Origin of the sequence: Nonomuraea antri (genome assembly GCF_013283785.1) — a bacterium.
In the GTDB taxonomy this organism is placed as follows: domain Bacteria; phylum Actinomycetota; class Actinomycetes; order Streptosporangiales; family Streptosporangiaceae; genus Nonomuraea; species Nonomuraea antri.
Genome location: NZ_JABCPZ010000188.1, coordinates 1 through 22,232, shown reverse-complemented (window position 1 = coordinate 22,232; position 22,232 = coordinate 1). Strand labels below are relative to the sequence as shown.

The 22,232-nt window shown below is 71.1% G+C and carries 15 protein-coding genes and 1 pseudogene; 6 read left to right on the top strand and 10 right to left on the bottom strand.

Annotated elements, in window-relative coordinates; translation table 11 throughout:
• The 5 genes and pseudogenes from HII36_RS40875 to HII36_RS40855 all read right to left on the bottom strand — a co-directional run.
• A pseudogene (locus HII36_RS40875) lies at positions 1–818 on the bottom strand (hypothetical protein); the annotation flags it as partial.
• A 126-nt stretch (positions 819–944) separates the two neighbouring features.
• Positions 945–1,454, bottom strand: a complete 510-nt coding sequence (locus tag HII36_RS40870) for a hypothetical protein (RefSeq protein ID WP_173528712.1) — start codon at positions 1,452–1,454, stop codon at positions 945–947.
• 106 nt (positions 1,455–1,560) lie between these two features.
• On the bottom strand, positions 1,561–2,532 hold the full coding sequence (locus HII36_RS40865) for a phosphotransferase (protein ID WP_328808121.1): 972 nt from the start codon (positions 2,530–2,532) through the stop codon (positions 1,561–1,563).
• Positions 2,529–3,176: an HAD family hydrolase gene (locus HII36_RS40860; protein WP_173528713.1), complete on the bottom strand. Its 648-nt coding sequence runs from the start codon at positions 3,174–3,176 to the stop codon at positions 2,529–2,531. The genes HII36_RS40865 and HII36_RS40860 overlap by 4 nt, the downstream gene beginning before the upstream one ends.
• Positions 3,177–3,241: 65 nt before the next feature.
• Entirely contained in the window at positions 3,242–4,777 is a 1,536-nt protein-coding gene (locus tag HII36_RS40855) for a long-chain-fatty-acid--CoA ligase (RefSeq protein WP_173528711.1), read from the bottom strand.
• Positions 4,778–4,924: 147 nt separating this feature from the next.
• On the opposite strand from HII36_RS40855, the gene HII36_RS40850 reads away from it, so the two are divergent.
• Both HII36_RS40850 and HII36_RS40845 read left to right on the top strand, forming a co-directional pair.
• A complete protein-coding gene (locus HII36_RS40850; protein ID WP_173528710.1) occupies positions 4,925–6,469 on the top strand; it encodes a GMC family oxidoreductase in 1,545 nt (514 codons plus the stop codon).
• Positions 6,470–6,532: 63 nt separating this feature from the next.
• A complete protein-coding gene (locus HII36_RS40845) occupies positions 6,533–7,786 on the top strand; it encodes a cytochrome P450 (RefSeq protein WP_173528709.1) in 1,254 nt (417 codons plus the stop codon).
• On the opposite strand, the gene HII36_RS40840 is transcribed toward HII36_RS40845, so the two are convergent.
• A complete protein-coding gene (locus HII36_RS40840) occupies positions 7,774–9,081 on the bottom strand; it encodes an MFS transporter (protein WP_173528708.1) in 1,308 nt (435 codons plus the stop codon). The two genes, HII36_RS40845 and HII36_RS40840, sit on opposite strands and share 13 nt — an antisense overlap.
• 93 nt (positions 9,082–9,174) lie before the next feature.
• Here HII36_RS40840 and HII36_RS40835 point away from each other — a divergent pair, with 93 nt between their 5' ends.
• Positions 9,175–10,014, top strand: coding sequence for an alpha/beta fold hydrolase (locus HII36_RS40835; protein ID WP_173528707.1), 840 nt, complete (start codon positions 9,175–9,177; stop codon positions 10,012–10,014).
• 28 nt (positions 10,015–10,042) lie between these two features.
• On the opposite strand, the gene HII36_RS40830 is transcribed toward HII36_RS40835, so the two are convergent.
• A complete protein-coding gene (locus tag HII36_RS40830) occupies positions 10,043–11,017 on the bottom strand; it encodes a methyltransferase domain-containing protein (RefSeq protein ID WP_328808120.1) in 975 nt (324 codons plus the stop codon).
• A gap of 274 nt (positions 11,018–11,291) precedes the next feature.
• Here HII36_RS40830 and HII36_RS40825 point away from each other — a divergent pair, with 274 nt between their 5' ends.
• The gene (locus HII36_RS40825) at positions 11,292–12,533 is read left to right on the top strand and encodes a cytochrome P450 (RefSeq protein ID WP_173528706.1); all 1,242 of its coding nucleotides are present in this window, start codon (positions 11,292–11,294) and stop codon (positions 12,531–12,533) included.
• Between the two features lie 27 nt (positions 12,534–12,560).
• Here the strand turns inward: HII36_RS40825 and HII36_RS40820 are convergent, their stop codons facing one another.
• Complete coding sequence (locus HII36_RS40820; RefSeq protein ID WP_173528705.1) at positions 12,561–14,522, bottom strand: hypothetical protein; 1,962 nt, start codon at positions 14,520–14,522, stop codon at positions 12,561–12,563.
• Positions 14,523–14,973: 451 nt separating this feature from the next.
• Between HII36_RS40820 and leuS the strand changes: the two genes are divergently transcribed.
• The gene (gene leuS, locus HII36_RS40815; protein ID WP_173528704.1) at positions 14,974–17,454 is read left to right on the top strand and encodes a leucine--tRNA ligase; all 2,481 of its coding nucleotides are present in this window, start codon (positions 14,974–14,976) and stop codon (positions 17,452–17,454) included.
• A 58-nt stretch (positions 17,455–17,512) separates the two neighbouring features.
• Here the strand turns inward: leuS and HII36_RS40810 are convergent, their stop codons facing one another.
• Together HII36_RS40810 and HII36_RS40805 are read right to left on the bottom strand one after the other, a co-directional pair.
• Entirely contained in the window at positions 17,513–18,481 is a 969-nt protein-coding gene (locus tag HII36_RS40810; protein WP_173528703.1) for a TIGR03557 family F420-dependent LLM class oxidoreductase, read from the bottom strand.
• 50 nt (positions 18,482–18,531) lie between these two features.
• The gene (locus tag HII36_RS40805) at positions 18,532–18,963 is read right to left on the bottom strand and encodes a hypothetical protein (RefSeq protein ID WP_173528702.1); all 432 of its coding nucleotides are present in this window, start codon (positions 18,961–18,963) and stop codon (positions 18,532–18,534) included.
• Positions 18,964–19,306: 343 nt separating this feature from the next.
• Between HII36_RS40805 and HII36_RS40800 the strand changes: the two genes are divergently transcribed.
• A partial coding sequence (locus HII36_RS40800; RefSeq protein ID WP_328808119.1) for a S41 family peptidase occupies positions 19,307–22,232 on the top strand: 2,926 nt, incomplete at its 3' end.

Below are 22,232 nucleotides of genomic sequence, written 5' to 3'. Positions count from 1 at the left end.
CCGTCGAGCGAGGTGACCCGGTCCACGAGTAACCCGGACAAGTCGCGCGGCCCGCCCGGATACAGCTCGGCCGAGAGCACCGCGTTGAGCGCCTTGCCCGCCGCCGCGCCCACCCCCACGACGCCCAGCGAGACGAGCCCGCCACGCACCGGCATCCGTCCGCGCGCCATCAGGGCGATGACGACCAGCGCGAACACCGCCACGATGACCGTGCCGCGCAGGTGAACCGCCATCGCGTACGCCGCCAGGGCCCCCGCCGCGACCCCCGCCCGGGTCGAACCGTGCCGGGCCAGATCGTGCACCGCGACCAGCCAGCCCAGCACCACGGCCGGCAGCACGGCGTCGGCCAGCGCCAGCCCGGAGAACAGCAGCAACGCAGGCGAGAACCCGGCCGCGAACGCCGCGGCCAGCGCGGTCCTCCGGCCCGTCCCCAGCCGCCGCAGCAGCGCGAACGCCAGCGGGAACGCCGCCGCTGACGCCATCGAACCCACCACGACCACCAGCCGGTACGCCGCCGCGGGATCGGACGTCACCCAGAACACCGGCACCAGCAACAGCGCGTATCCGCCCTGGTAGAACGTGGACCCGCTGAGGTCGGCCGACGGCCCGCCCGCCAGCCACCGGGCCGCGACGAGATATCCGGTCTCGTCCGGGTTCGCCACCGGCCCCGCGTGATACCTGAACAACCACAACCGCACCGCCACCTGCAGGACCCACCCGATGGCCAGTAACCACCACAGCCGAGGCCCGCGCCGAGCGTGCCGTGATGGCGGAATGGGTCTCCCCGCGGGCGCGCGGGTGACCAGTGTCGTCGACATGCAGCCCCCTGACCGGCGCCGGGACGTACCGGAACGCCGGACAGCGAGTCCATCGAATGATCGATAACCCGGCCGTCACCTGAAGCGGTTATGCGCGCGTTACACGCCGGGGGGCAGAGGCCGGGGTCAGAAGCGGCCCTTGCGGAACTTCCGGACGAACACGTGCGTGTGGGCGCGGCTGATCAGGTCGACCGTGCGGTGCCGGGTGAAGTCCTCCACGTCCACCTTCAGGCACTTGAGCTGCACCCGGCGCGGTCCTCTGCGCGCGTCGTAGGCGACGTACTTGGTGTCGAACCCGCGGCCCTCGTCCAGGCCGATGCCGAGCGGGCTGCGGAAGCGCCTGGCGCCCGGCGGGTTGAACACCTTGGACAGGACGATGGCGTCGGTGGCCTCGCTCGGGCAGCGGACGAGCACGCGCACGTCGCTGTCCTGGCGCGGGCGGCGCGGCCGGACCTTGACGCCGGTGAAGTTCTTGGCCCACCAGGAGGAGCCGGGCTCGCCCGCGCTGTCGCGGTTGTCGCCGGCCGCCTCCTCGCCTTCCGGCGGGGGCTGGACGTGGGCGAACGCCAGATCGGCGAACGCGCAGGGACCGAGAACGAGTGCGGCGGCAAGGCACGCCCCGGTGGACAACCTCATGTTCTCTCCCCTTCCGGCCGGGATCGGTGCACGAGGGGAGTAAGCCCAGTATGCGGGCAAGGTCCCGCAGATCACGGAAGGCACGCCGGGCGGCCCGGCCGCGCGGCTATGTCTCGGCCAGCTGGTCCAGGGTGCCGGTGAAGCCGGTCCAGGCGGTTTCCAGGTCGGCGGTGTGCTCGTGCGGGGCGCGGAACCACGCCAGGAACTCGGCGACGTCGTTCAGCGCCCAGCGCAGCCGGTAACACGTCAGGGCCGGCGGGTCGGGCCGGTGGCCGGTCAGCTCGGCGTACCGGTCGAGGTCGTCCTGCCCGGACGCGGCCAGCCAGAGGTCGCGCTCGGGTACGGCGAGGCCCACGGTGTCCCAGTCGACCAGCAGGAGACGTCCGTCGACGCGCATCAGGTTGCCCGGGTGCGGTTCGCCGTGCGTCACCACCACGGGGCGCCCCCGGACGGCCGCGGCCAGCCGGTCGAATTCCGCCAGCCGCCGGCGCAGCACGCCGAGGCCGCGGGAGACCGCCTCGCGGGCCGGCTCGGCGAACGGGCCGCCGTGCCAGGGCCGGTCGGTCTCCAGCAGGGTGCGCTCCAGCGGGTCTCGTCCTGGGATGCCGGGGTCGTGCGCGGGCGTGGTCTCGGGCGGAGGCGTGGTGTGCAGCCTGGCCAGCAGCTCGATCACCGCCTGCCGCTCGTCGCGGCCCAGCTCCTGGCCGAACCGCCCGGACTCGCCGGTCATGTACGGGAACACGCTGAGCGCGTGACGCGGCCCGAACGGCAGCACGCTCGCCCCGCCGGCCGTGCGCACCGGAGCCACCACGAAGCCCAGCCCGTCGAGCGCCGCAGCCGTGTCCAGCGCGGCACGCAACGTACCGGTTCCGTCAGCTGGCCCGCCGCTGACGGTGGACACTGGAGCGCTCACCTCGGCGAGGGTGACGAACCAGCGCCGGCCGTCCGCGTCGCCGGCCGTCCAGTGGTGGTCGCCGAAGCCGACCGGAGCGTACGTCAGCCACACCGCCTCGATCCCCCAGGCGCGCAGCGCGTCGCGGATCGCCGCGTCGCCGATCCCCGATGGACGTTCCTTCACCCGTGCTCCTCCAGCAGGCCGAGCGCCGCCAAGGCGTTCCCCGCCACGTGGTCGGCGAGCTCTTCCCCCGGCGCCGGACCGCGATCGATCCTGATCGTGCGCAGCCCCGCCGCGCGGCCGCCGGCGATGTCCTTGAGCGGATCGTCGCCCACCATCCAGCCGCCTTCCGCCAGCCGGGCGCCACAGCGGCGCGCGCCGATCTCGAACAGCCGCCGGTCCGGCTTCGCGACGCCTTCCGCGCCGGAGATGGCCCAGCCGTCGACGCGTTCGGCCAGCCCCGTCCGCTGGATCTTCCCCGCCTGGTTGTCGGCCATGCCGTTCGTGACGATGCCCACCGCCCATCCCGCCCGACGCAGGCGGTCGAGCCCGTCGAGCACCTCGACCGGGCAGGAGACCAGGTACGGCAGCCGCGCCCGGTAGCGCCGCCACAGCTCGTCCACCGGCTCGGGCAGGCCGAAACGGGCGCGTACCAGGCCGAAGAAGACGTCCATCGGCACCGAGCCGTCGGCGTCGGTCTCGACCAGCCAGGACACGTCGGACTCGGCCAGCCCGCGCTCGGCGGCGAACTCGGCGGCCCACCGGCGGAAGCCGTCGAGCCGGTCGATCAGCGTGTTGTCGAGGTCGAACAGCACCAGGGGTCGCATCACGCCATTCTCCCCTCGCCCCGGTGGTCCGTCCGGCGCGGCGTGCCGGACGGACCACCGTGACGTCAGCGCAGCTCGCGCTTGAGGATCTTGCCGCTGGCCGTCATCGGCAGCTCCTCACGGAACTCGACCATCCGCGGGTACTTGTAGGCGGCCATGTTGTCGCGGCTCCAGGCGACCAGTTCCTCCTCGGTCACCGTCGCGCCCGGCTTGCGGATGATGAACGCCTTGATCTCCTCGCCGTGCGACTCGTGCGGCACGCCGAGCACGGCCGCCAGCGAGACGGCCTCGTGCGTCATCAGGACCTCTTCCACCTCGCGCGGGTAGACGTTGAACCCGCCCCGGATGATCATGTCCTTGGCGCGGTCGAAGATGTAGTAGTAGCCGTCGGCGTCGCGGGTGGCGATGTCGCCGGTGCGGAACCAGCCGTCCCGCATGACCTCGGCCGTCGCCTCGGGCCTGTTGTAGTAGCCCTTCATGATGTTGTGCCCGCGGATGGCGATCTCGCCGGGGCCCTCGCCGTCGATGGTCTTCCAGTCGGCGTCGATCAGCTTCATCTCCACGCCCCAGATCGGGTAGCCGATGCTGCCCGGCTTCGTGGGACGTCCGAGCTGGTTGAAGCTGGCCACCGGAGAGGTCTCCGAGAGGCCGTAACCCTCCAGGATGTTCAGTCCGAAGGTGCGCTCGAAGTCCTTGAGCACCTCCACCGGCGAGGCGGCGCCGCCGGCCACGGCGACGCGCAGCGTGGTCGGCACCTCCGCGCCCTCGGCGTGGATCTTGGTGAGCATGCCCCAGTACATGGTGGGCACGCCCGCGAAGAACGTGACGCCCTCCTTGCGCATGAGCTCCAGCGCCGGGCCGGGCTCGAAGCGGGGCATGAGGACGACGGTCCCGCCGCGCAGGAAGCCGGTGTTCATCACCGTGGTCTGGCCGAAGGAGTGGAACAGCGGCAGCGTGGCCAGGTAGACGTCGCCCTCGTCGGTCCTGGGGAACATCTTGTCGCTGACCATGGCGTTCATCAGCATGTTCTGGTGGCTCAGCTCGGCGCCCTTGGGCCAGCCCGTGGTGCCCGAGGTGTAGAGGATCACCGCGGTGTCCTCGGGCGCGGTCTGCACGGTCGCGAACTCGGCGGGCATGCCGTCGAGCGCCTTCCAGATCGTCTCGCCGTGCTCGGACTCGACGGCCAGCGGCGTGGCGGGCAGCACGAAGAAGTGCTCGCAGCCCTCCGCCGCCTCGAACCCGGCCCGGCCACGCTCACCCAGCGGCAGTTCGGGCGAGCCCTCGAAACAGAACAGCGCCTTGGCGTCGCTGTCGTCGAGGTGGTAGGCGATCTCACGCCCCTGCAGCAACACGTTGAGCGGGACCACGGTCGCGCCCGCCTTGAGGATCCCGTAGTAGACGAACGGGAAGTACGGCAGGTTCGGGCAGGCCAGCGCGACCTTGTCGCCCTTCTGGATACCGCGTGCCACCAGCAGGTTCGCCACCTGCTTGGCTACAGTGTCGATCATGGAGTACGGCAGGCGCATGTCGCCGAAGACGATGGCCGTGCCGTCAGGGTTGTTCCTGGCGCTGTCCTCCAGGACGATCGACAAATTCAGCATGATGCCTTCCTCCCTGTGTACCGGCTTGCGGGCCATCCTCGCAGTTAGGCATACCGACCGGTAGGTAACAGAGGTCACAAGTGGATATGGACGGTTTCGTCCGGCTGGAGTAAGCAAGTACCAAGTTACTTACCCCTGGGAGGGGTCATGGAGTACGACTACGTGATCATCGGGGCGGGTTCGGCCGGGTGCGTGCTGGCCAACAGGCTCTCGGCGGACCCGGGGGTGAGCGTCGCACTGATCGAGGCGGGCGGGCAGGACGACAAGCTGGAGATCCGCATGCCCGCCGGATTCAAGGCCCTGTTCAAGACCGATTACGACTGGAACTACACCACCGCGAAACAGAGCGAGATGTCCGGCCGTGAGCTGTACTGGCCGCGCGGCCGGGTGATCGGCGGCTCGTCCTCGATGAACGCGCAGATGTGGGTGCGCGGCTGCGGGCGCGACTACGACCAGTGGGAGGTGCCCGGCTGGGCGTACGCGGACGTGCTGCCGTACTTCCGCAAGGCCGAGCGCCGAATCGGCAGCAACAGGGACGACGTCTACGGCACGGACGGCCCGCTGTACGTCTCCGAGCTGCGCAGCCCCAACGTCACCACGGCCGCCTTCCTCCAGGCGTGCGAGGAACTGGGCTTCACCCGGCTGGCCGAGCTGAACGGCCCGTCCAACGAGGGCTACAGTCCCACCCCCGTCACCCAGAACCGGGGCCGCAGGTGGAGCTCGGCCGACGCCTACCTCCGCCCGGCCGGCAAGCGGCCCAACCTGACCGTGATCACCGACGCGACCGTGGACCGGGTGGTGTTCGACGGCAGGCGCGCGACCGGCGTCGAGTACGGCGGCGGCGCGCTGGTCAAGGCCAGACGTGAGGTGCTGCTGAGCGCGGGCGCGATCGGGTCGCCGTACCTGCTGATGCGCTCGGGCGTGGGCGCGGCCGACGAGCTGCGCGACGCGGGCATCCCGGTCGTGCACGACCTGCCCGCGGTGGGCAGGAACCTGCAGGACCACCTGGTGAGCGGCGTCTTCGTCGAATGCAAGCAGCCGGTGACGCTGACCAAGGCCGAGTCGATCGGCAACCTGCTGCGTTACCTCGTGCTGCGCTCCGGCATGCTCACCACGAACGTGGGCGAGGCGGTCGCGTTCCTGCGCACCTCGGCCGACGAGCCCGCGCCGGACATCGAGCTGGTCTTCGCGCCGGGGCCGTTCGTCGACCACGGGCTGACGCCGCCGACCGGGCACGGGCTGACCGTCGGCGTCGTGCTGCTGCAGCCGGAGAGCCGCGGCCGGGTCGGGCTGAACGGCCGCGACGTGCTGATCGACCCCGGCTACCTGGCCGAGGAGGCCGACGTCAGGCGGCTGGTCGCCGGGCTGAAGACGGCCAAGCAGGTGTTCGCCACCGCCGCGATGAAGCCGTACGCCGGGCCGCCGATGGCGCCGTACTGGGCGCCGGAGAGCGACGAGGAGCTCGCCCAGTGGGTACGCGAGCGCGGCGAGACGCTCTACCACCCGGTCGGCACCTGCCGCATGGGCGTGGACGGGGACTCCGTGGTGGACCCGGAGCTGCGGGTACGCGGTCTCGACGGGCTCCGGGTGGTGGACGCCTCGATCATGCCGACGCTCAACCGCGGCCACACGCACGCCCCGGCCGTCATGATCGGCGAGAAGGCCGCCGACCTGATCCGCGGCGGCGCCTGACCGGGCGTCCCAAGCGGTCCCGTCCCTTGACGTAAGTGAGCGCTTGCACAAGGCTTTCCTGGTATGACGCTCTCCGCGGACCCGGACCTGTCACAGATTCCGTTCTGGGGGCTGCCTCAGGCCGAGCGCATGGACGCGTTCCGGCGGCTGCGCCAGCTGGAGCCCCCCATCCACATGCCCGAGCAGACCATCCCGTTCGTCGGCGGCGGCCCCGGCTACTACGCGCTCGTCCGCCATGCCGACGTCACCGAGGCCAGCAGGAACGCGGCGGTCTTCAGCAGCGAGCCGTGCTCCAACAGCATCCCCGACATGCCGAGGTGGATGAGCGTCTACTTCGGCTCCATGATCAACATGGACGACCCGCGGCACGCCAGGCTGCGCAGGATCGTCTCGCGCGCCTTCACCCCGCGCATCCTGGCCAAGATGGAGGAGGACCTGGCCAGGGCGGCGGCCGAGATCGTCGATCGGGCGATCGCGGAGGGGCCGGGCGACTTCGTCTCGCGGATCGCCGCCAGGCTCCCCGTACGCGTCATCTGCGACATGATGGGCATTCCGCCGAAATTTCATGACATGGTGTTGCGGCGGACCAACATCGTTCTCGGCAACGCCGACCCCGAGTACACCGGCATCGACCCGGAGCTCAACCGCCTGAACGTGGCCCGCGGCCTGCTCAAGCTCATGCACGCCGGCTTCACCCTGAACCGCCTGGCGGCCAGGCTCGGCGACGAGCGGCGCAAGAACCCCACAGGCGACCTGGTGAGCCTGCTGGTCAACGGCGAGGAACGGCTGTCGCCGCAGGAGCTGGGCTCGTTCTTCATCCTGCTCGTCGTGGCCGGCAGCGAGACCACCCGCAACGCCATCTCCTACGGGCTGAAGCTGTTCACCGACCACCCCGACCAGCGCGAACTGCTGCTCGACGACTTCGACGGACGCATCGTCAAAGCCTGCGACGAGATCGTCAGGTACGCGACCCCGGTGATCCAGTTCCGCCGGACGCTGACCCAGGACCACGAGATGAACGGGGTCTCGTACCGCAAGGGCGACAAGGTGCTGCTCTTCTACAACTCCGCCAACCGCGACGAGAGCGTCTTCACCGACCCCGACACGTTCGACATCACCCGCGACCCGAACCCGCACGTCGGCTTCGGCGGCCCCGGCCCGCACTACTGCCTGGGCGCGCACCTGGCCCGCAGGGAGATGACCGTGATGTTCCGCGAACTGTTCACCCGGATGCCCGGCATCAGGAGCGTGGGCGAGCCGGACTTCCTGCTGTCCAACTTCATCAACGGCGTCAAACGGCTGACCTACACGTTCTGATCGCTGCGGGCCTCGCGCGTCCCGGAGAGCAGGGTCAGCGGCAACATCGCGCCGACGGCGGCCAGCCCCGCCGCGACCACCAGCATCAGCGACAACCCCGACCGGTACGGCGCGGCCAGCGCCGCCACGCCGACGGCCGTGCCGACCTGCTTGAGCGTGTTGACGACGCCGCCGGCCATGCCCACCCGTGCCAGCGGCGCGGTCAGCCCGACCTGGTTGGCCACCACGTTGCCGGCGCCGAGTCCGAGCCCGCCGATGCCCAGACCGATCATGATCGGCGTCCACCGGTCCGCCGCCGGGATCGCCATGACCAGCAGCCCGGCCGCGATCAACGCCGGCCCCACCGCGATCAGCAGGCCCATCGGCCAGCGGTGCAGCACCCGTCCGACGGCGATGGGCCCGATCACCGCGGCCGCGCTGAAGGCCAGGAACCGCAGCCCCGCCTCCGCCGGGGTGGCACGCAGGCTCTCCTGGACGTACAGGGTCAGGTAGGCGGCCGCGCCGAGCAGCGCGGCCAGTTGCAGCAGCGTCGTGGCCGAGCCGACCGCGAACACCCGGTTCCTGAACAGCCCCAGGTCCAGCATCGGGTTCGAGCTGCGCGCCTCGGCCACCACCAGCGCCGCCAGCACCGCGAGCCCGGCCACCAGCAGCAGCGGCACGTCGTGAATGAGCGCCGGGACGATCGCGAACAGCGCAGCCGTGACCAGCACGATGCCCAGCGGGTCGAGCCGTCCCTCGCCCAGCGACTCGGCCACCCGGCGGCGCAGCGCCACCAGCACGAACACGCCGATGGGCAGGTTGATCAGGAAGATCGCCCGCCAGCCGAACGCGCCGGTCAGCAGCCCGCCCACCACCGGGCCGAGCGTCATCGCCAGGCCGGATACCGCGCTGAACACGCCCAGCGCCCGGCCCCGGTCCGGGCCCTCGGGATAGACGGAGGCGATCAGCGGCGTGGTCGTGCCGTACAGCGCGGACGCGCCCACGCCCTGCACGCCCCTGGCCACGTCGAGCAGGATCGCGTTCGGGGCCAGCGCGCAGGCCAGCGAGGCCAGCGTGAAGATCGACACCCCGATGACGAGCAGCCGGCGGCGGCCGTACCTGTCGGCGAGCACCCCGGCCGGCAGCAGCGCGGCGGCCAGCGTGACCGCGTAGGCGTCCACCACCCACTGCACCTCGGGCAGGCTCGCGCGCAGGTCCGCGCGGATGTCCGGGAGCGCGATCATGACCGCGGTCAGGTCCACGACGACGAGCACGATCGTGAGTGAGGCGAGCGCGAGCACCCATCCCCGTCGCATCCGGCCTCCTCCCGCTCGTGGGCGGTCTCCTGCAACGGCGTACTCCTGCAACGGTGTACTCCTCTGACGGGCCGAATGCTAGGTTTCGCAGTCATGGAGATCAGGACTATCCACGCCAATGGGGTGGAGTTCGCGTATCTGGCCTTAGGGGAGGGGCCGCTGGCCCTGTGCCTGCACGGCTTCCCCGACACCGCGCACACCTGGCGTCACCTGATGCCCGAGCTGGCCGCCCGCGGCTACCGGGCCGTCGCGCCGTTCATGCGCGGCTACGCGCCCACCGAGGTGCCCGCCGACGGGGCGTACGAGGACGCCGCGCTGGCCGCCGACGTCCGCGCCCTCCACGAGGAGCTGGGCGGCGACGAGCGGGGCGTGATCGTCGGGCACGACTGGGGCGCGTTCCCCGTCTACGCCACCGCGCACCTCTTCCGCCGCGCCGTGACGCTGGCCGTGCCGCCGATCGCCGCCCAGCTCGCCGGGTTCTTCGACTACGAGCAGCTCAAGCGCTCGTTCTACATCTTCCTGTTCCAGACCGGGATCGCCGAGAGCGCGGTGCGCGGGCCCGGCTTCCTGGAGAACCTCTGGCGCGACTGGTCGCCCGGCTACGACGCGGCCCGTGACCTGGAGTTCGTCCGCGACAGCCTGGCCGGGGAGCAGAACCTGCGCGCGGCGCTCGGCTACTACCGCGCCGCGCTCGGCACCACCCCGCCGACCGGCCGCCACCCGGCCGCCGAGCCCGCCACCGCCGGCGAGATCCTCTACCTGCACGGGACGCGCGACGGCTGCCTGGGCCCGGAACTGGCCAAGGACGTGCTCGGCCACCTGCCGCCGGGTTCGCGGGCCGAGCTGGTCGCCGACGCCGGGCACTTCCTCCACCTGGAACGTCCGGAGGAGGTCAACCGGCTCATCCTCGACTGGCTCGGCCCCGCCTCATGAGAGCTTGAGCACCTGGCTCGGCCCGGCCTCATGAGTGCTTGAGCACCGCGATCACCGGATGCAGGCCGGACAGGCTCACCGGGTGCGTGCTCTCCGGCTCGAAACCGTCCGGGATCCCGTCGTGGACCAGCGCCACCGCCAGCCCGCCCGGGGCCAGCACCCGGCGCACCTCGCGCCAGAGCCGCCCGCCGTCGGCGGCGAGCAGGCCGCGCGGCGGCACCTGACGTCCCCACGGCGGGTTCACCAGCACCCGCGCCACGCTCCCGTCACGCACCGGCAGCCGGCCGCCGTCCGCGAGGCCCCACCCGATCCCTCCTGACGCGGCGCCGGAGTTCGCGCGGGCCGCCAGGATCGCGGCCGGGTCGTGGTCGACGCCGAGCAGCCGCGCCCGGGTCAGCGTCCGGGCCTCGATCAACGTGGTGCCGGCCCCGCAACAGGGGTCGAGCACCAGCTCGCCGGCGCCCAGCCCGGCCGTGCGCGCCAGCCCCGCCATCGCCGCCGCCACCGGCGGATGCAGCGTGCCGCGTATCGAGGACGTCTTGTAGGCCCGCCGATGCAGCGGCCGCCCGGTCGCCCGCACCGCGATCAGCGCCCGATCGCCCTCGATCGTGACCCGCCACGACCGCGCGCCCGCGGGCGGCCGGCGGCCTCCCGCCCTGGAGTGGTACGCCCCGCGCACCGGCCGGGCCAGCTCGGCGCCCACCGCGTCCTCGATGTCGAACCGGGTGTAGTTGCGCCGGCCCACGAACGACGCCGACACCTCCAGCCCGTCGCCCGGACGCATGAAACGCCCGGCGTCGAGCGCGCGGGCGGCCGAGGCCAACCGGCGCAGCGCGGAGCGGCCGTGGCCGACCCCGTCCACCACGGCCGCGGCCAGCAGCACGTCGTCGGCCGTCCGCAACCTCAGCAACTCGGGCAGGGACGCGCGCGCGTCGAACCACACCTCACGGTGGCGCAGCCCGCGCACCACGCCCAGCCCGGAACCTTGAATCTCCGCGGCCACCAGGGCTCGATGCCACGCACCGCCCTGGCCACGGCAAACGGATGCACGTGTCCTTCTCCCACGTCGAGACCCGGGACGGCGGCCGGCCGCCCCGCATCACCGGCGGTGGGTCACCCTCGGGCCCGCCGGCGGGTCGTCAACGTCGGAAGAAGAACGTCATGCGCACACCCTAGACAGCGCCGGACCCCGTCGGCCACAGAATTTCCGGTCCCTCTACGTACGGTGTACGTCCAACCTATTGACGTAAGTGGACGCTTTTTCCAATGATGGCCTCATGAGCGTCGTCCACTACGACCTGTCCGACCGCGACTTCTGGGCCAAGCCCATGGCCGAGCGGGAGGCGGCTTTCGACCGGCTGCGCGAGCGCGAGACGCCGGCCTTCTTCGAGGAGATGGAGGTGTCGTTCGCGCCCCGGGGCCCGGGATACTACGCGCTGGTCAAACACGCCGACATCCTGGAGGCCAGCCGCAACCCCGAGGTGTTCTGCTCAGGGGACGGCGGCGCGACGAACATCCCGGACATGCCGGCCGAGTTCGCCGAGTACTTCGGCTCGATGATCAACATGGACGATCCGCGCCACGCCAGGCTCCGCAGGATCGTCTCCCGCGCCTTCACCCCGAAAATGATCAAACAGTTCGAGTCGGACGTGGAGTCCGCGGCCACGAAGATCGTCGATGACCTGCTGGAGAAGGGGCCGGGCTGCGACTTCGTCACCGAGGTGGCCGCCCGCCTGCCCTTGAAGATCATCTGCGACATGATGGGCATCTCCGAGCGCGACTACGGATTCGTCTTCGACCGCTCGAACCTCATCCTCGGCGGCTTCGACCCCGAATACACCGGCGGCGACCTGTCACAGCTCGCCGAGCGGCTGCTCAACGCCGGGATGGAACTGCAGCAACTCGTCCAGGACCTGGCCGCCCACCGGGCCGAGCACCCGACGAACGATCTGACGTCCTCGCTGGTCAACGCCAACATCGACGGCGAGAGACTGACCATGCAGGAGCTGGGCTCGTTCTTCATCCTGCTGGTGGTGGCGGGCAACGAGACCACCAGGAACGCCATCTCCTACGGCCTGCGTCTGCTCACCAAGAACCCCGACCAGCGGGCGCTGTGGCTGAGCGACCTCGACGGGCACGCGCCCGGGGCGGTGGAGGAGATCGTCCGGCTCGCGTCCCCGGTGAACTTCATGCGCCGCAAGGTCACCAGGGACTTCGAGATGAACGGCCACCTGTACCGCAAGGGGCAGAAGGCGGTGCTGTTCTACTGGGCGGCCAACCGCGATCCCGCCGTGTTCGACTCGCCGTACGCCTTCGACATCACCCGGCACCCGAACCCGCACGTCGGCTACGGCGGGCCGGGGCCGCACTTCTGCCTGGGCGCCCACCTGGCACGCAGGGAGATCACGGTGATGTTCCGCGAGCTGCTGCGCCGGGTGCCGGGGATCGAGGGCGGCCGGCCGGACCGGCTGCACTCCAGCTTCATCAACGGGATCAAGCACATGGAGTGCACGTTCTGACCCCCTCCCCGGCAGCCGGGGAGGGGACTACACGGTGATCTTCATCTGCCGGAGGACCGTGCGGATGTCCGGCAGGAGCTCCTTGTTGTCCTCCGGGATGGACATGTACACGATCGCCGGCAGGTCGGCGCCGGTGTTCAGGGCGATGGTGACGATCGTGGCGTTCTGGGTGTCGGACGTCAGCTCGTAGGCGATGAGTCGGCCGCTGGCGTCGCCGACCTTGACGTTCTGCTGGGCGATCTTCTTGACCTTGTTCGGCTGCGGGAAGAACCGCTTGCGCGCGGCGAGCACCACCTGCCTGATCGCCGGCTCCAGGTTCGCCTGGTCGTAGTGCGCGGCCATGCTCTGCGGCAGCGGCCCGGTCAGCAGGTTGGCGTACGTGTCGGGCGCCGTCTGCACGTACTGGCGGGTGTTGAAGTTGTAGGTGCCCTTGACCGTGGCGCGCTGGTCGAGCTTCCAGGTGCCGCCGAGCTGCGGGACCGAGATCCCGGCGCCTGAGTCGGTGACCGTGCCGACCACCGGGGCCGCCTGGCCGGAGTAGCGCGGCAGGGCCGGGATCGTGTTCGACTGCTTGGGCGGCGGCGTCTTGGCCGGAGTGGCCGCCTTGGTCGGCGCGGCGCTCTTCTCGGGCTCCGCCCCGGCCAGCGGGCCGGCCAGGAACGCCCAGAGCAGGGCCGCCACCAGCGCGATCGCCACGGAACCACCGAGGGCGTAGATCCAGATCGGCTTGCCTGGCTCGTCGAGCGAGTCGTCGTCGCCCATGGACGAGTACTCGTCGCCGAAGACGTTGTTCCACAGCTCCTGCTGCCGGTCCGGCGGCGGGGTGCGGGAGCCGCTGATCTGCCCGGCCGTCACAAAGCGGTGGTCGGGGTCGGACGGGTCGCGGCTCAGCTTCGCCCCCGGCCGGTCCTCGCCCGGGCCCAGCGGGCTGGACGGGACGGCGTGGTCGTTCAGCGGGGTGGCCGGGTTCGGCGGGCCCGGCGGCATGCCCTGCTGGTCGAGCGGGGTGGCGGCGGACTGGGCGGCCGAGTGCTGGCCGAAGGTGACCGTGCGCTCGTCGGCGGGCATGGACGGCGTGCCCGGCATCCCGGGGCCGCCGGTCATGGGGCCGTTCAGCGGTCCGTTCATCGGGCCGTTCAGCGGATCGTTGAGCGGGTCGGGACGGCGGTCGCCGGACGGGCCGCCCAGCGGACCGTTCAGGGGGTCGTTGAGCGGGTCGGGCCTGGCGGCGGGCCTGCCGAGGGTGACCGTGCGGTCGGCGGGGTTGCCCGACGCGCCCTGCGGCGGCTCGGCGGCCTGCGGCCACGACCCGGGCGCCTGCTCAGCGGTCTGGGGCGACCAGGCGGGAGACGGCTCGGCGCCCTGCGGCGACCAGGCCGGGGACGACTCCGGGGTCTGCGGCGACCAGGCTGGGGACGACTCCGAGGTTTGGGGCGACCAGGCCGGGGACGGCTCCGCGGTCTGCGGTGACCAGGCGGCGGCGGACGGCTCGGCCGCCTGCGGCCAGGGCGCGGGGGAGGAGAGGTTCGACCACGCGCCGGGCTCGGGCGTGGGCGGCTGCGCCCACGAGGGGACCGGCTCCTGGCGCGGCGCGTCCTGCCTGGGCGTCTCGGGCCACGACTGGGAGCCACCCGCCTGAGTGGGGTTCTCGGGCCACGACTGGGAGCCGCCGACGTGCGAGGAGTTCTCCGGCCACGCGGCGTCCTGGCGCGGGGAAGCGGGCCGGCCCGCGTCCTGCCGGGGGGAGTCGGAGCGCGGCACCTCGGGCCACCCGCCGCTCTGCGCGCCTGACGCGCGCCCCGCGCGCGGCGGCTCCGGCCAGGACGGGTCGGGCCGCGGCGGCTCGGGCCAGGAAGATTGCGGTGCTTCGGGCCAGGAGGTGGGAACCGAGGCGGTGGAGGACTCGGGCCAGGAGGCGGGCGTCTCGCGCGGTGACGTCTCCGGCCAGGACGGAGGCAGGTTCGGCCCTCCGGAATTCTCCGTTGCCATCGCTGCCGGCCCTCCCGAGGTTGTGTCCGAATACGGCCTTATATCCGGATTTGACGTATCAGGCATGATCTCATGGGATTTTCCAGGAGATGCTCCGGGTTCCGCAGCGAAACGAGCGAAGCCGTGTGGATCGGTCGGCGGATCCTGCAGCGGCAGGTCGGCCTCCGATCGCTCCGGCTCTGCTGGGTTCACCACGGCGACGAGAGTAATCTAACGGGACATTTGAGGTCACAACGGATACATCACCATCAGGTCTCGCTGGACCTGAAGCGACCATTGTGCCGCTCCACCTCGGCCGCGTCCCCGTATTCGACCGAACCTGCATTCAACTGGGTGGGTGCGCTACGCTTGACGTGTGCGTTCCGCGACCCTGCTTCTTAGCGGGCCGCGACGGCCCTAGAAGTTCTCGCCGTCGCGGCTACCCCTCGTTGTCCATACGAGGGGTTTTCTTATGGGTCCGAGTCAAGCCAGAAGGACAGTAGCCGTGAGTGAGTACGATCCGCAGGCGCTGCAGGCCAAGTGGCAGCAGCGATGGGAGGAGCAGGAAACGTTCCGAGCGAGCGAGGACCCCGCGGACCCGCGGGAACGTCGCTACATGCTCGACATGTTCCCGTACCCGTCCGGCGACCTGCACATGGGTCACGGCGAGGTGTTCGCCATCGGCGACGTCGTCGCGCGCTACTGGATGCAGAAGGGCTACAACGTCCTGCACCCGATCGGCTGGGACTCCTTCGGGCTGCCCGCCGAGAACGCCGCCATCAAGCGGAACGCGCACCCCGCCGAGTGGACCTACGCCAACATCGAGACGCAGGCCAACTCGTTCCGCCGCTACGGCATCTCCTTCGACTGGTCGCGCCGCCTGCACACCAGCGACCCCGACTACTACCGCTGGAACCAGTGGCTGTTCAACCGCTTCTTCGAGCGGGGGCTGGCCTACCGCAAGGGCGGCCTGGTCAACTGGTGCCCCAACGACCAGACCGTGCTGGCCAACGAGCAGGTCGTCGCGGGCAAGTGCGAGCGCTGCGGGGCCGACGTCGTCCGCCGCGAGCTGACGCAGTGGTACTTCAAGATCACTGACTACGCGCAGCGCCTGCTGGACGACATGGACCAGCTGACCGGCTGGCCCGAGCGGCTGCTGACCATGCAGCGCAACTGGATCGGCCGCTCCGAGGGTGCCGACGTGCTGTTCCAGATCGAGGGCCGCGACGAGCCGGTCCACGTCTACACCACGCGCCCCGACACCCTGTTCGGCGCCACGTTCTTCGTGGTCGCCCCCGACGCCGCGCTGGCCGACGAGATCGTCACCGACGAGCAGCGCCCGGCCTACGAGGCGTACCGGGCCGAGGTCGCCAAGCTGAGCGACATCGAGCGGCTGGCCACCGACAAGGAGAAGTCCGGCGTCTTCCTGGGCCGGCACGCGATCAACCCGGTCAACGGCGAGCGCATCCCGGTCTGGACGGCCGACTACGTGCTGTCCGACTACGGCCACGGCGCGATCATGGCCGTGCCCGCGCACGACCAGCGCGACCTGGACTTCGCGCGCAAGTTCGACCTGCCGGTGAAGGTCGTCGTGCACACCGGCCTGGCCGACCCCGGCGAGACCGGCGAGGCCACGCCGGGCGAGGGCCGGCTGGTCAACTCCGGCCCGCTCGACGGGCTGACCAAGATCGAGGCCATCGCCAAGATCATCGAGATCCTGGAGGTCGACGGCAAGGGCACCGGCGCGATCAACTTCCGGCTGCGCGACTGGCTGCTGTCGCGGCAGCGGTTCTGGGGCACGCCGATCCCGATCATCCACTGCCCCGACTGCGGCGAGGTGCCCGTACCCGACGACCAGCTGCCGGTCACGCTGCCCGACATGCGCGGCGAGGCGCTGGCGCCCAAGGGCGTCTCCCCGCTGGCCAGCGCCGAGGAGTGGGTCAACGTCGAGTGCCCCAAGTGCGGCGGCGCGGCCAAGCGCGACACCGACACGATGGACACGTTCGTCGACTCGTCCTGGTACTACCTGCGTTACTGCTCGCCCGGCTACACCGAGGGCCCGTTCGACCCCGAGCAGGTGCGCAAGTGGGGCCCGATGGACCAGTACGTCGGCGGCATCGAGCACGCGGTGCTGCACCTGCTGTACTCGCGGTTCTTCACCAAGGTCCTGCACGACATGGGCATGGTCGACTTCACCGAGCCGTTCATGCGCATGCTGAACCAGGGCCAGGTGATCAACGAGGGCAAGGCCATGTCGAAGACCCTGGGCAACGGCGTGGACCTGGGCCGGCAGATCGACGACTTCGGCGTCGACGCCGTCAGGCTGACGATGATCTTCGCCGGTCCGCCCGAGGACGACATCGACTGGGCCGACGTCTCGCCGGCCGCGTCGCAGAAGTTCCTGGCCCGGGCCTTCCGGGTGATGTGCGAGGTGACCAGCGAGCCGGGCGTGCCGTTCGAGGGCGGCGACGTCGAGCTGCGCAAGGTCACGCACCGCACCATCGACGAGGTCACCAAGCTGGTCGAGTCGCAGCGCTTCAACGTGGCCGTGGCCCGCATGATGGAGCTGACCACCGCCACCCGCAAGGCCATCGACTCCGGTCCCGGCGCGGCCGACCCGGCCGTGCGCGAGGCGGCCGAGACGCTGGCCGTCATGTTGTCGCTGGTGGCCCCGTACGTGACCGAGGAAGGCTGGGAGCGGCTGGGCGGTCAGGGCAGCGTGGCGTTCGCCGGCTGGCCGGTGGCCGAGCCCGCGCTGCTGGTGCAGGACTCGGTGACGTGCGTGGTGCAGGTGGCGGGCAAGGTCCGCGACCGGCTGGAGGTCTCGCCCGACATCTCCGAGGAGGAGCTGCGCTCGCTGGCGCTGGCCTCGGAGAAGGTGGCCGCCTACCTGTCCGGCACGCCGCGCAAGGTGATCGTCCGGGTGCCCAAGCTGGTCAACATCGTGCCGTAAGGCATCGGGAAGTCCCCGGCCTCATCCCGTTGAGGCCGGGGATGCCTCGCCGGCCGCACTAGAGCTGCCGCAGCGCGGGCAGCAGCTCGCGCTGCGCCCAGTCGAAGAACGGCTGCTGCTGGTCGTGCCCGATCTGCACCAGCGCGACGTGCGTGTAACCCGCGTCGGCGAACGCCTTCACCTTCTGCACGACCGCGTCCACGTCAGGGCCGCAGGGGACGGTCTGCGCGACGTCCTCGGGACGCACCGAGCCGGCCGCGGCCGAGAAGTTGACCGGGCCCGGCAGCTCGGCCATCACCTTCCAGCCGCCTACACCGGCCCATCGCCACAGCTCGTGCGCGCGCTGCTTGGCGCGTTCCGCGTCGGTGTCGTAGGCGATGGGGAGCTGGCCGTAGATCGGCTTGCCCGCGCCGCCGGCCGCCTGGAACTGCTGGACCACCTCCGGCATCGGGTCGTTGATCACCAGGACGTCGGCGAACTCGGCGGCGATCTGCGCCGAGCTGCCGCCCGAGGCCGCGATGCCGATCGGCACCCGCTCGTCGGGCAGGTCGTAGAGCTTGGCGGAGTCCACGTCGTAGAACTCGCCCTGGTAGGTGATGTAGTCGCCGCTGAAGAGCTGCCTGATGATCTGGATGGCCTCGCTGAACATGCGATGCCTGGTGTCGACGGGCGGCCAGCCCTCGCCGATCACGTGCTCGTTCAGGTTCTCGCCCGAGCCGAGCCCGAGGGTGAACCTGCCCTCGCTGAGCACACCCATCGTGGCCGCCTTCTGGGCTACCACCGCCGGGTGGTAGCGCATGAGCGGGCAGGTCACGTACGTCATGAGCGGCAGCCGCTGGGTGGCGTGGGCCACGGCGCCCAGAACCGACCAGCAGTAGGGCGCGTGGCCCATCTCCTCCACCCAAGGGAAGTAGTGGTCGGAGATCACCGCGTAGTCGAAGCCGAGACGTTCGGCGGTGGCGGCGTCGTCGACGAGCTGCCGTGCCGGGGTCTGCTCGGTCATCAGGGTGTAGCCGATTTGTACCATGCCGTCCGGCCTACCCGGGGTCGTCCAGGCTAGCCACCCGGGACTGAAGATCAATGATGGTCTCGGCAGGAGGCCAGTTCTTCCAGCATCAGGGTCAGGCCGATGCCGACCAGCCAGATGTCCTTGGAGATGCCGATGCCCTCCGGGGTCGGCCGCAGGCTGCCCTCCTGCCGCATGCCCGGGGTCTTGAGATACAGGCCGATCAAGCCGGCGCCGAACGCCGTGAGCGCGGCCCCGGCCAGCAGCGTGGGCACGAACGGCGCCAGCAGCGCGGCGCCGAGCGCGATCTCGCTCTTGGAGACCAGCTTGGTGAAGGACCTGGGGTCGTGGTCGCGCAGGAACGGGTAGGTGCCCGCGGCCATGCCGTGCACGAACTGCGCGGTGCCCTCGTCGGCCTGGGCCTTGCTCAGGCCGGAGTTGAGAATGTAGGCGCCGGTGGCCACCCGGGCCGGGAGCTGGTGCGGGCGGGCGAGAATCCTCATGGTCCCTCACAGGGTCCTTCGCTGAATGGCTTCACTGGGCTGTTGGCCGAGCGGCTTCACTGACGATTCGCTGAGTGGCTTCACTGAAAGCGGAACGTGCTCGATCGGGCATCGGTGGAATGCGGAGCGTCCTCGGCGGGATGCGGAGCGTCCCTCTGACATGACGCTAAAACGGACATTCGTCTCATGCCCGCCCGTCTCCTCGCCATCCCGGACTTGACCATTCCCGGCCATGACCTGCGGCTCGGCCCGGAATCCTTGAACCGCTCATGGCCTCGCGCATTAGTGTTCAGGTGTGACAAATGGCGCTTACCTGAGATATCCGCATCTGCACGGTGACCTGGTGACCTTCGTCGCCGACGACGATGTCTGGCTCGCGCCCGTGGCGGGCGGCCGGGCCTGGCGGTTCACCGCCGACCGTACGCCGGTGTCGTCCCCCAGGTTCTCACCCGGCGGCGACCGCATCGCCTGGACCAGCACCCGCGAAGGCGACCCCGAGGTGTTCGCCGCCGAGGTCGAGGGGCCGGCCGGCGAACGGCTGACGCACTGGGGCAGCCCGCGCACCGGCGTGCGCGGCTGGACCGCCGACGGTGAGGTCATCGCGATCAGCGGCGCCGGGCAGGGCGGGCTCAACAGGTTGTGGTCGTACGCGGTCCCGCTCGACGGCGGTCCGGCCCGGCGCCTGCCGTACGGGTGGGTCAGCGACGTCGCCGTCAGCGGTGAGAAGGTGGTCACGGTGTCGCCGTTCTGGCGCGAACCGTCCTACTGGAAGCGCTACCGCGGCGGCACGGCGGGCAAGATCTGGATCGACGCCGAGGGGAGCGGCGAGTTCACCCGGCTGTTCGCGGACCAGAACGCCCAGTTCTGGGCGGCCACCTGGGTCGGCGACAGGATCGTGTTCCTGGCCGACCCGGACGGCGCCGGCAACGTCTACTCCTCCCTGCCCGACGGCTCCGACCTGCGCAAACACACCACGCATGAGGAGTTCTACGCCAGGCACCTGAGCAGCGACGGGCAGCGGGTGATCTACAGTCACGCCGGTGACCTGTGGCTGCTCGACGATCTGGACGCCGAGCCGCGTCCGCTGGACGTCAAGCTGGGCGGGCCGCGTCCGGGGCGGGCCAAGTCGCCGGTGCGCGGCTGGGTCGGCGCGTTCTCGCCGGACGCCACCGGACGGGCCAGCGCGGTCGAGATCCGCGGCACCGCGCACTGGGTGCCGCACCGCGACGGCCCGGCCGGCGCGCTGCGGGTGCAGCCTGGCGTGCGCGTCCGGCTGCCGCGCGCGCTCGACGCCGACGGCCGCGCCGTGTGGGTGTCCGACGCGAGCGGCGAGGACGGCCTGGAGATCGGCACCCCCGGCGGCGAGGTACGCACGCTGGCCGCCGGGCAGCTCGGCCGGGTGCTCGAACTCGTCGCCGCGCCCGACGGCAAGCACGCCGCGGTCGCCACGCACGACGGCCGCCTGCTGGTCGTGGACCTCGAATCCGGCGACCTGCGCGAGCTGGACCGCACCACCCAGGGCGACGTCAAGGGCCTGACCTTCTCGCCCGACTCCGGCTGGCTGGCCTGGGTGCACCCCGACCACGAGCCGCTGTCGCAGATCAAGATGGGCCGGGTCGACGGCAGCTCGGTGATCGACGTGACCCCGCTGCGCTTCGCCGACTACGACCCGGTCTTCACCAAGGACGGCAAGCACCTGGCGTTCCTGTCGGTGCGCACGTTCGACCCGATCTACGACGCGCACGTCTTCGACCTGTCGTTCCCGGCCGGGTGCAAGCCGTACATCGTGCCGCTGCAGGCGACGACGCCGTCGCCGTTCGACCCGAGCCTGCAGGGACGCGGCTTCAACGGCGAGGACGACAAGCCCGCGGCCGGCGAGGAGAAGAAGGACGACGCGCCGCCGCGTACCGACGTCGACCCCGAGGGGCTGGCCTCGCGCGTGGTGTCGGTCCCGGTGCCCGCCGGCCGCTACGGCAACCTGCGTGCCGCCAAGGACGCGCTGCTCTGGCTGCGTCACCCGCTGAGCGGGCAGCTCGGCGACGGCTCGGAGTCGTCCGGCGACATCGTGCTCGAACGCTACGACCTGAAGAAGCGCGCCAAGGCCGAGCTGGGCAAGGAGCTGCGGGCCTTCGAGGTCAGCGGGGACGGCTCCAGGATCGTCATGAACGGCAAGAACGGCCTGCAGACCCGCTCGTCCGGCGAGGGCGACGAGGTCGTCAGCATCGGGCTCGAGCGGATCAACGTCCAGCTCGACCCGATCGCCGAGTGGCGTCAGGGCTACCGCGAGGCCGGCCGCCTCATGCGCGACCACTTCTGGCGCGCCGATATGAACGGCGTGGACTGGCAGGGCGTGCTCGACAGGTACGCGCCGCTGGTCGAGCGCATCGGCAGCTACTCCGAGCTGATCGACCTGCTCTGGGAGGTGCAGGGCGAGCTGGGCACCTCGCACGCCTACGCCCGCGGCAACGGCGGCGGCGCCGACTCCAGACGCCGCCAAGGACTGCTCGGCGCCGACCTGACCAGGGACGACGACGGCGTTTGGCGGGTCGCGCGCATCCTGCCGGGCGAATCGTCCGACCACGCGGCGCGCTCGCCGCTGCTCGCCCCCGGTGTCGCGGTCCGGCCTGGCGACGCGATCGTGGCCATCGGCGGACGTCCCGTGGACCCCGTGCGCGGGCCGCTCGCGTCGCTGTCGGGCACCGCGGACCAGCCCGTCGAGCTCACCGTGCGCCCCGCCGCCGGCGGCGAGACGCGGCGCGTCGTGGTCACCCCCATCGAGGACGAGCTCCCGCTGCGCTACCACGACTGGGTGGAGAACCGGCGGGCCCACGTCCGCGAGCAGTCGGGCGGCCGGCTCGGATACCTGCACGTACCGGACATGGTGGCCTCCGGGTGGGCGCAGTTCCACCGCGACCTGCGTACCGAGATGTCCTACGACGGGCTCATCGTGGACGTCCGCGAGAACGCCGGCGGACACCTGTCCGAGCTCGTGCTGGAGAAGCTGTCGCGCCGGGTCACCGGCTGGGCCCTGGTCCGCGGCTACGAGCCGATGCGCTACCCGGAGGACTCGCCGCGCGGCCCCGTGGTCGCCGTCACGGACGAGTTCGCCGGCTCGGACGGCGACATCGTGAGCGCCGGAATCAAGAACCGGGGCATCGGGCCGCTGGTGGGCACGCGGACCTGGGGCGGGGTGATCGGCATCGACAGCCGGTACTCGCTGGTGGACGGGACCATGGTGACGCAGCCGCGGTACTCGTTCTGGCTGGAGG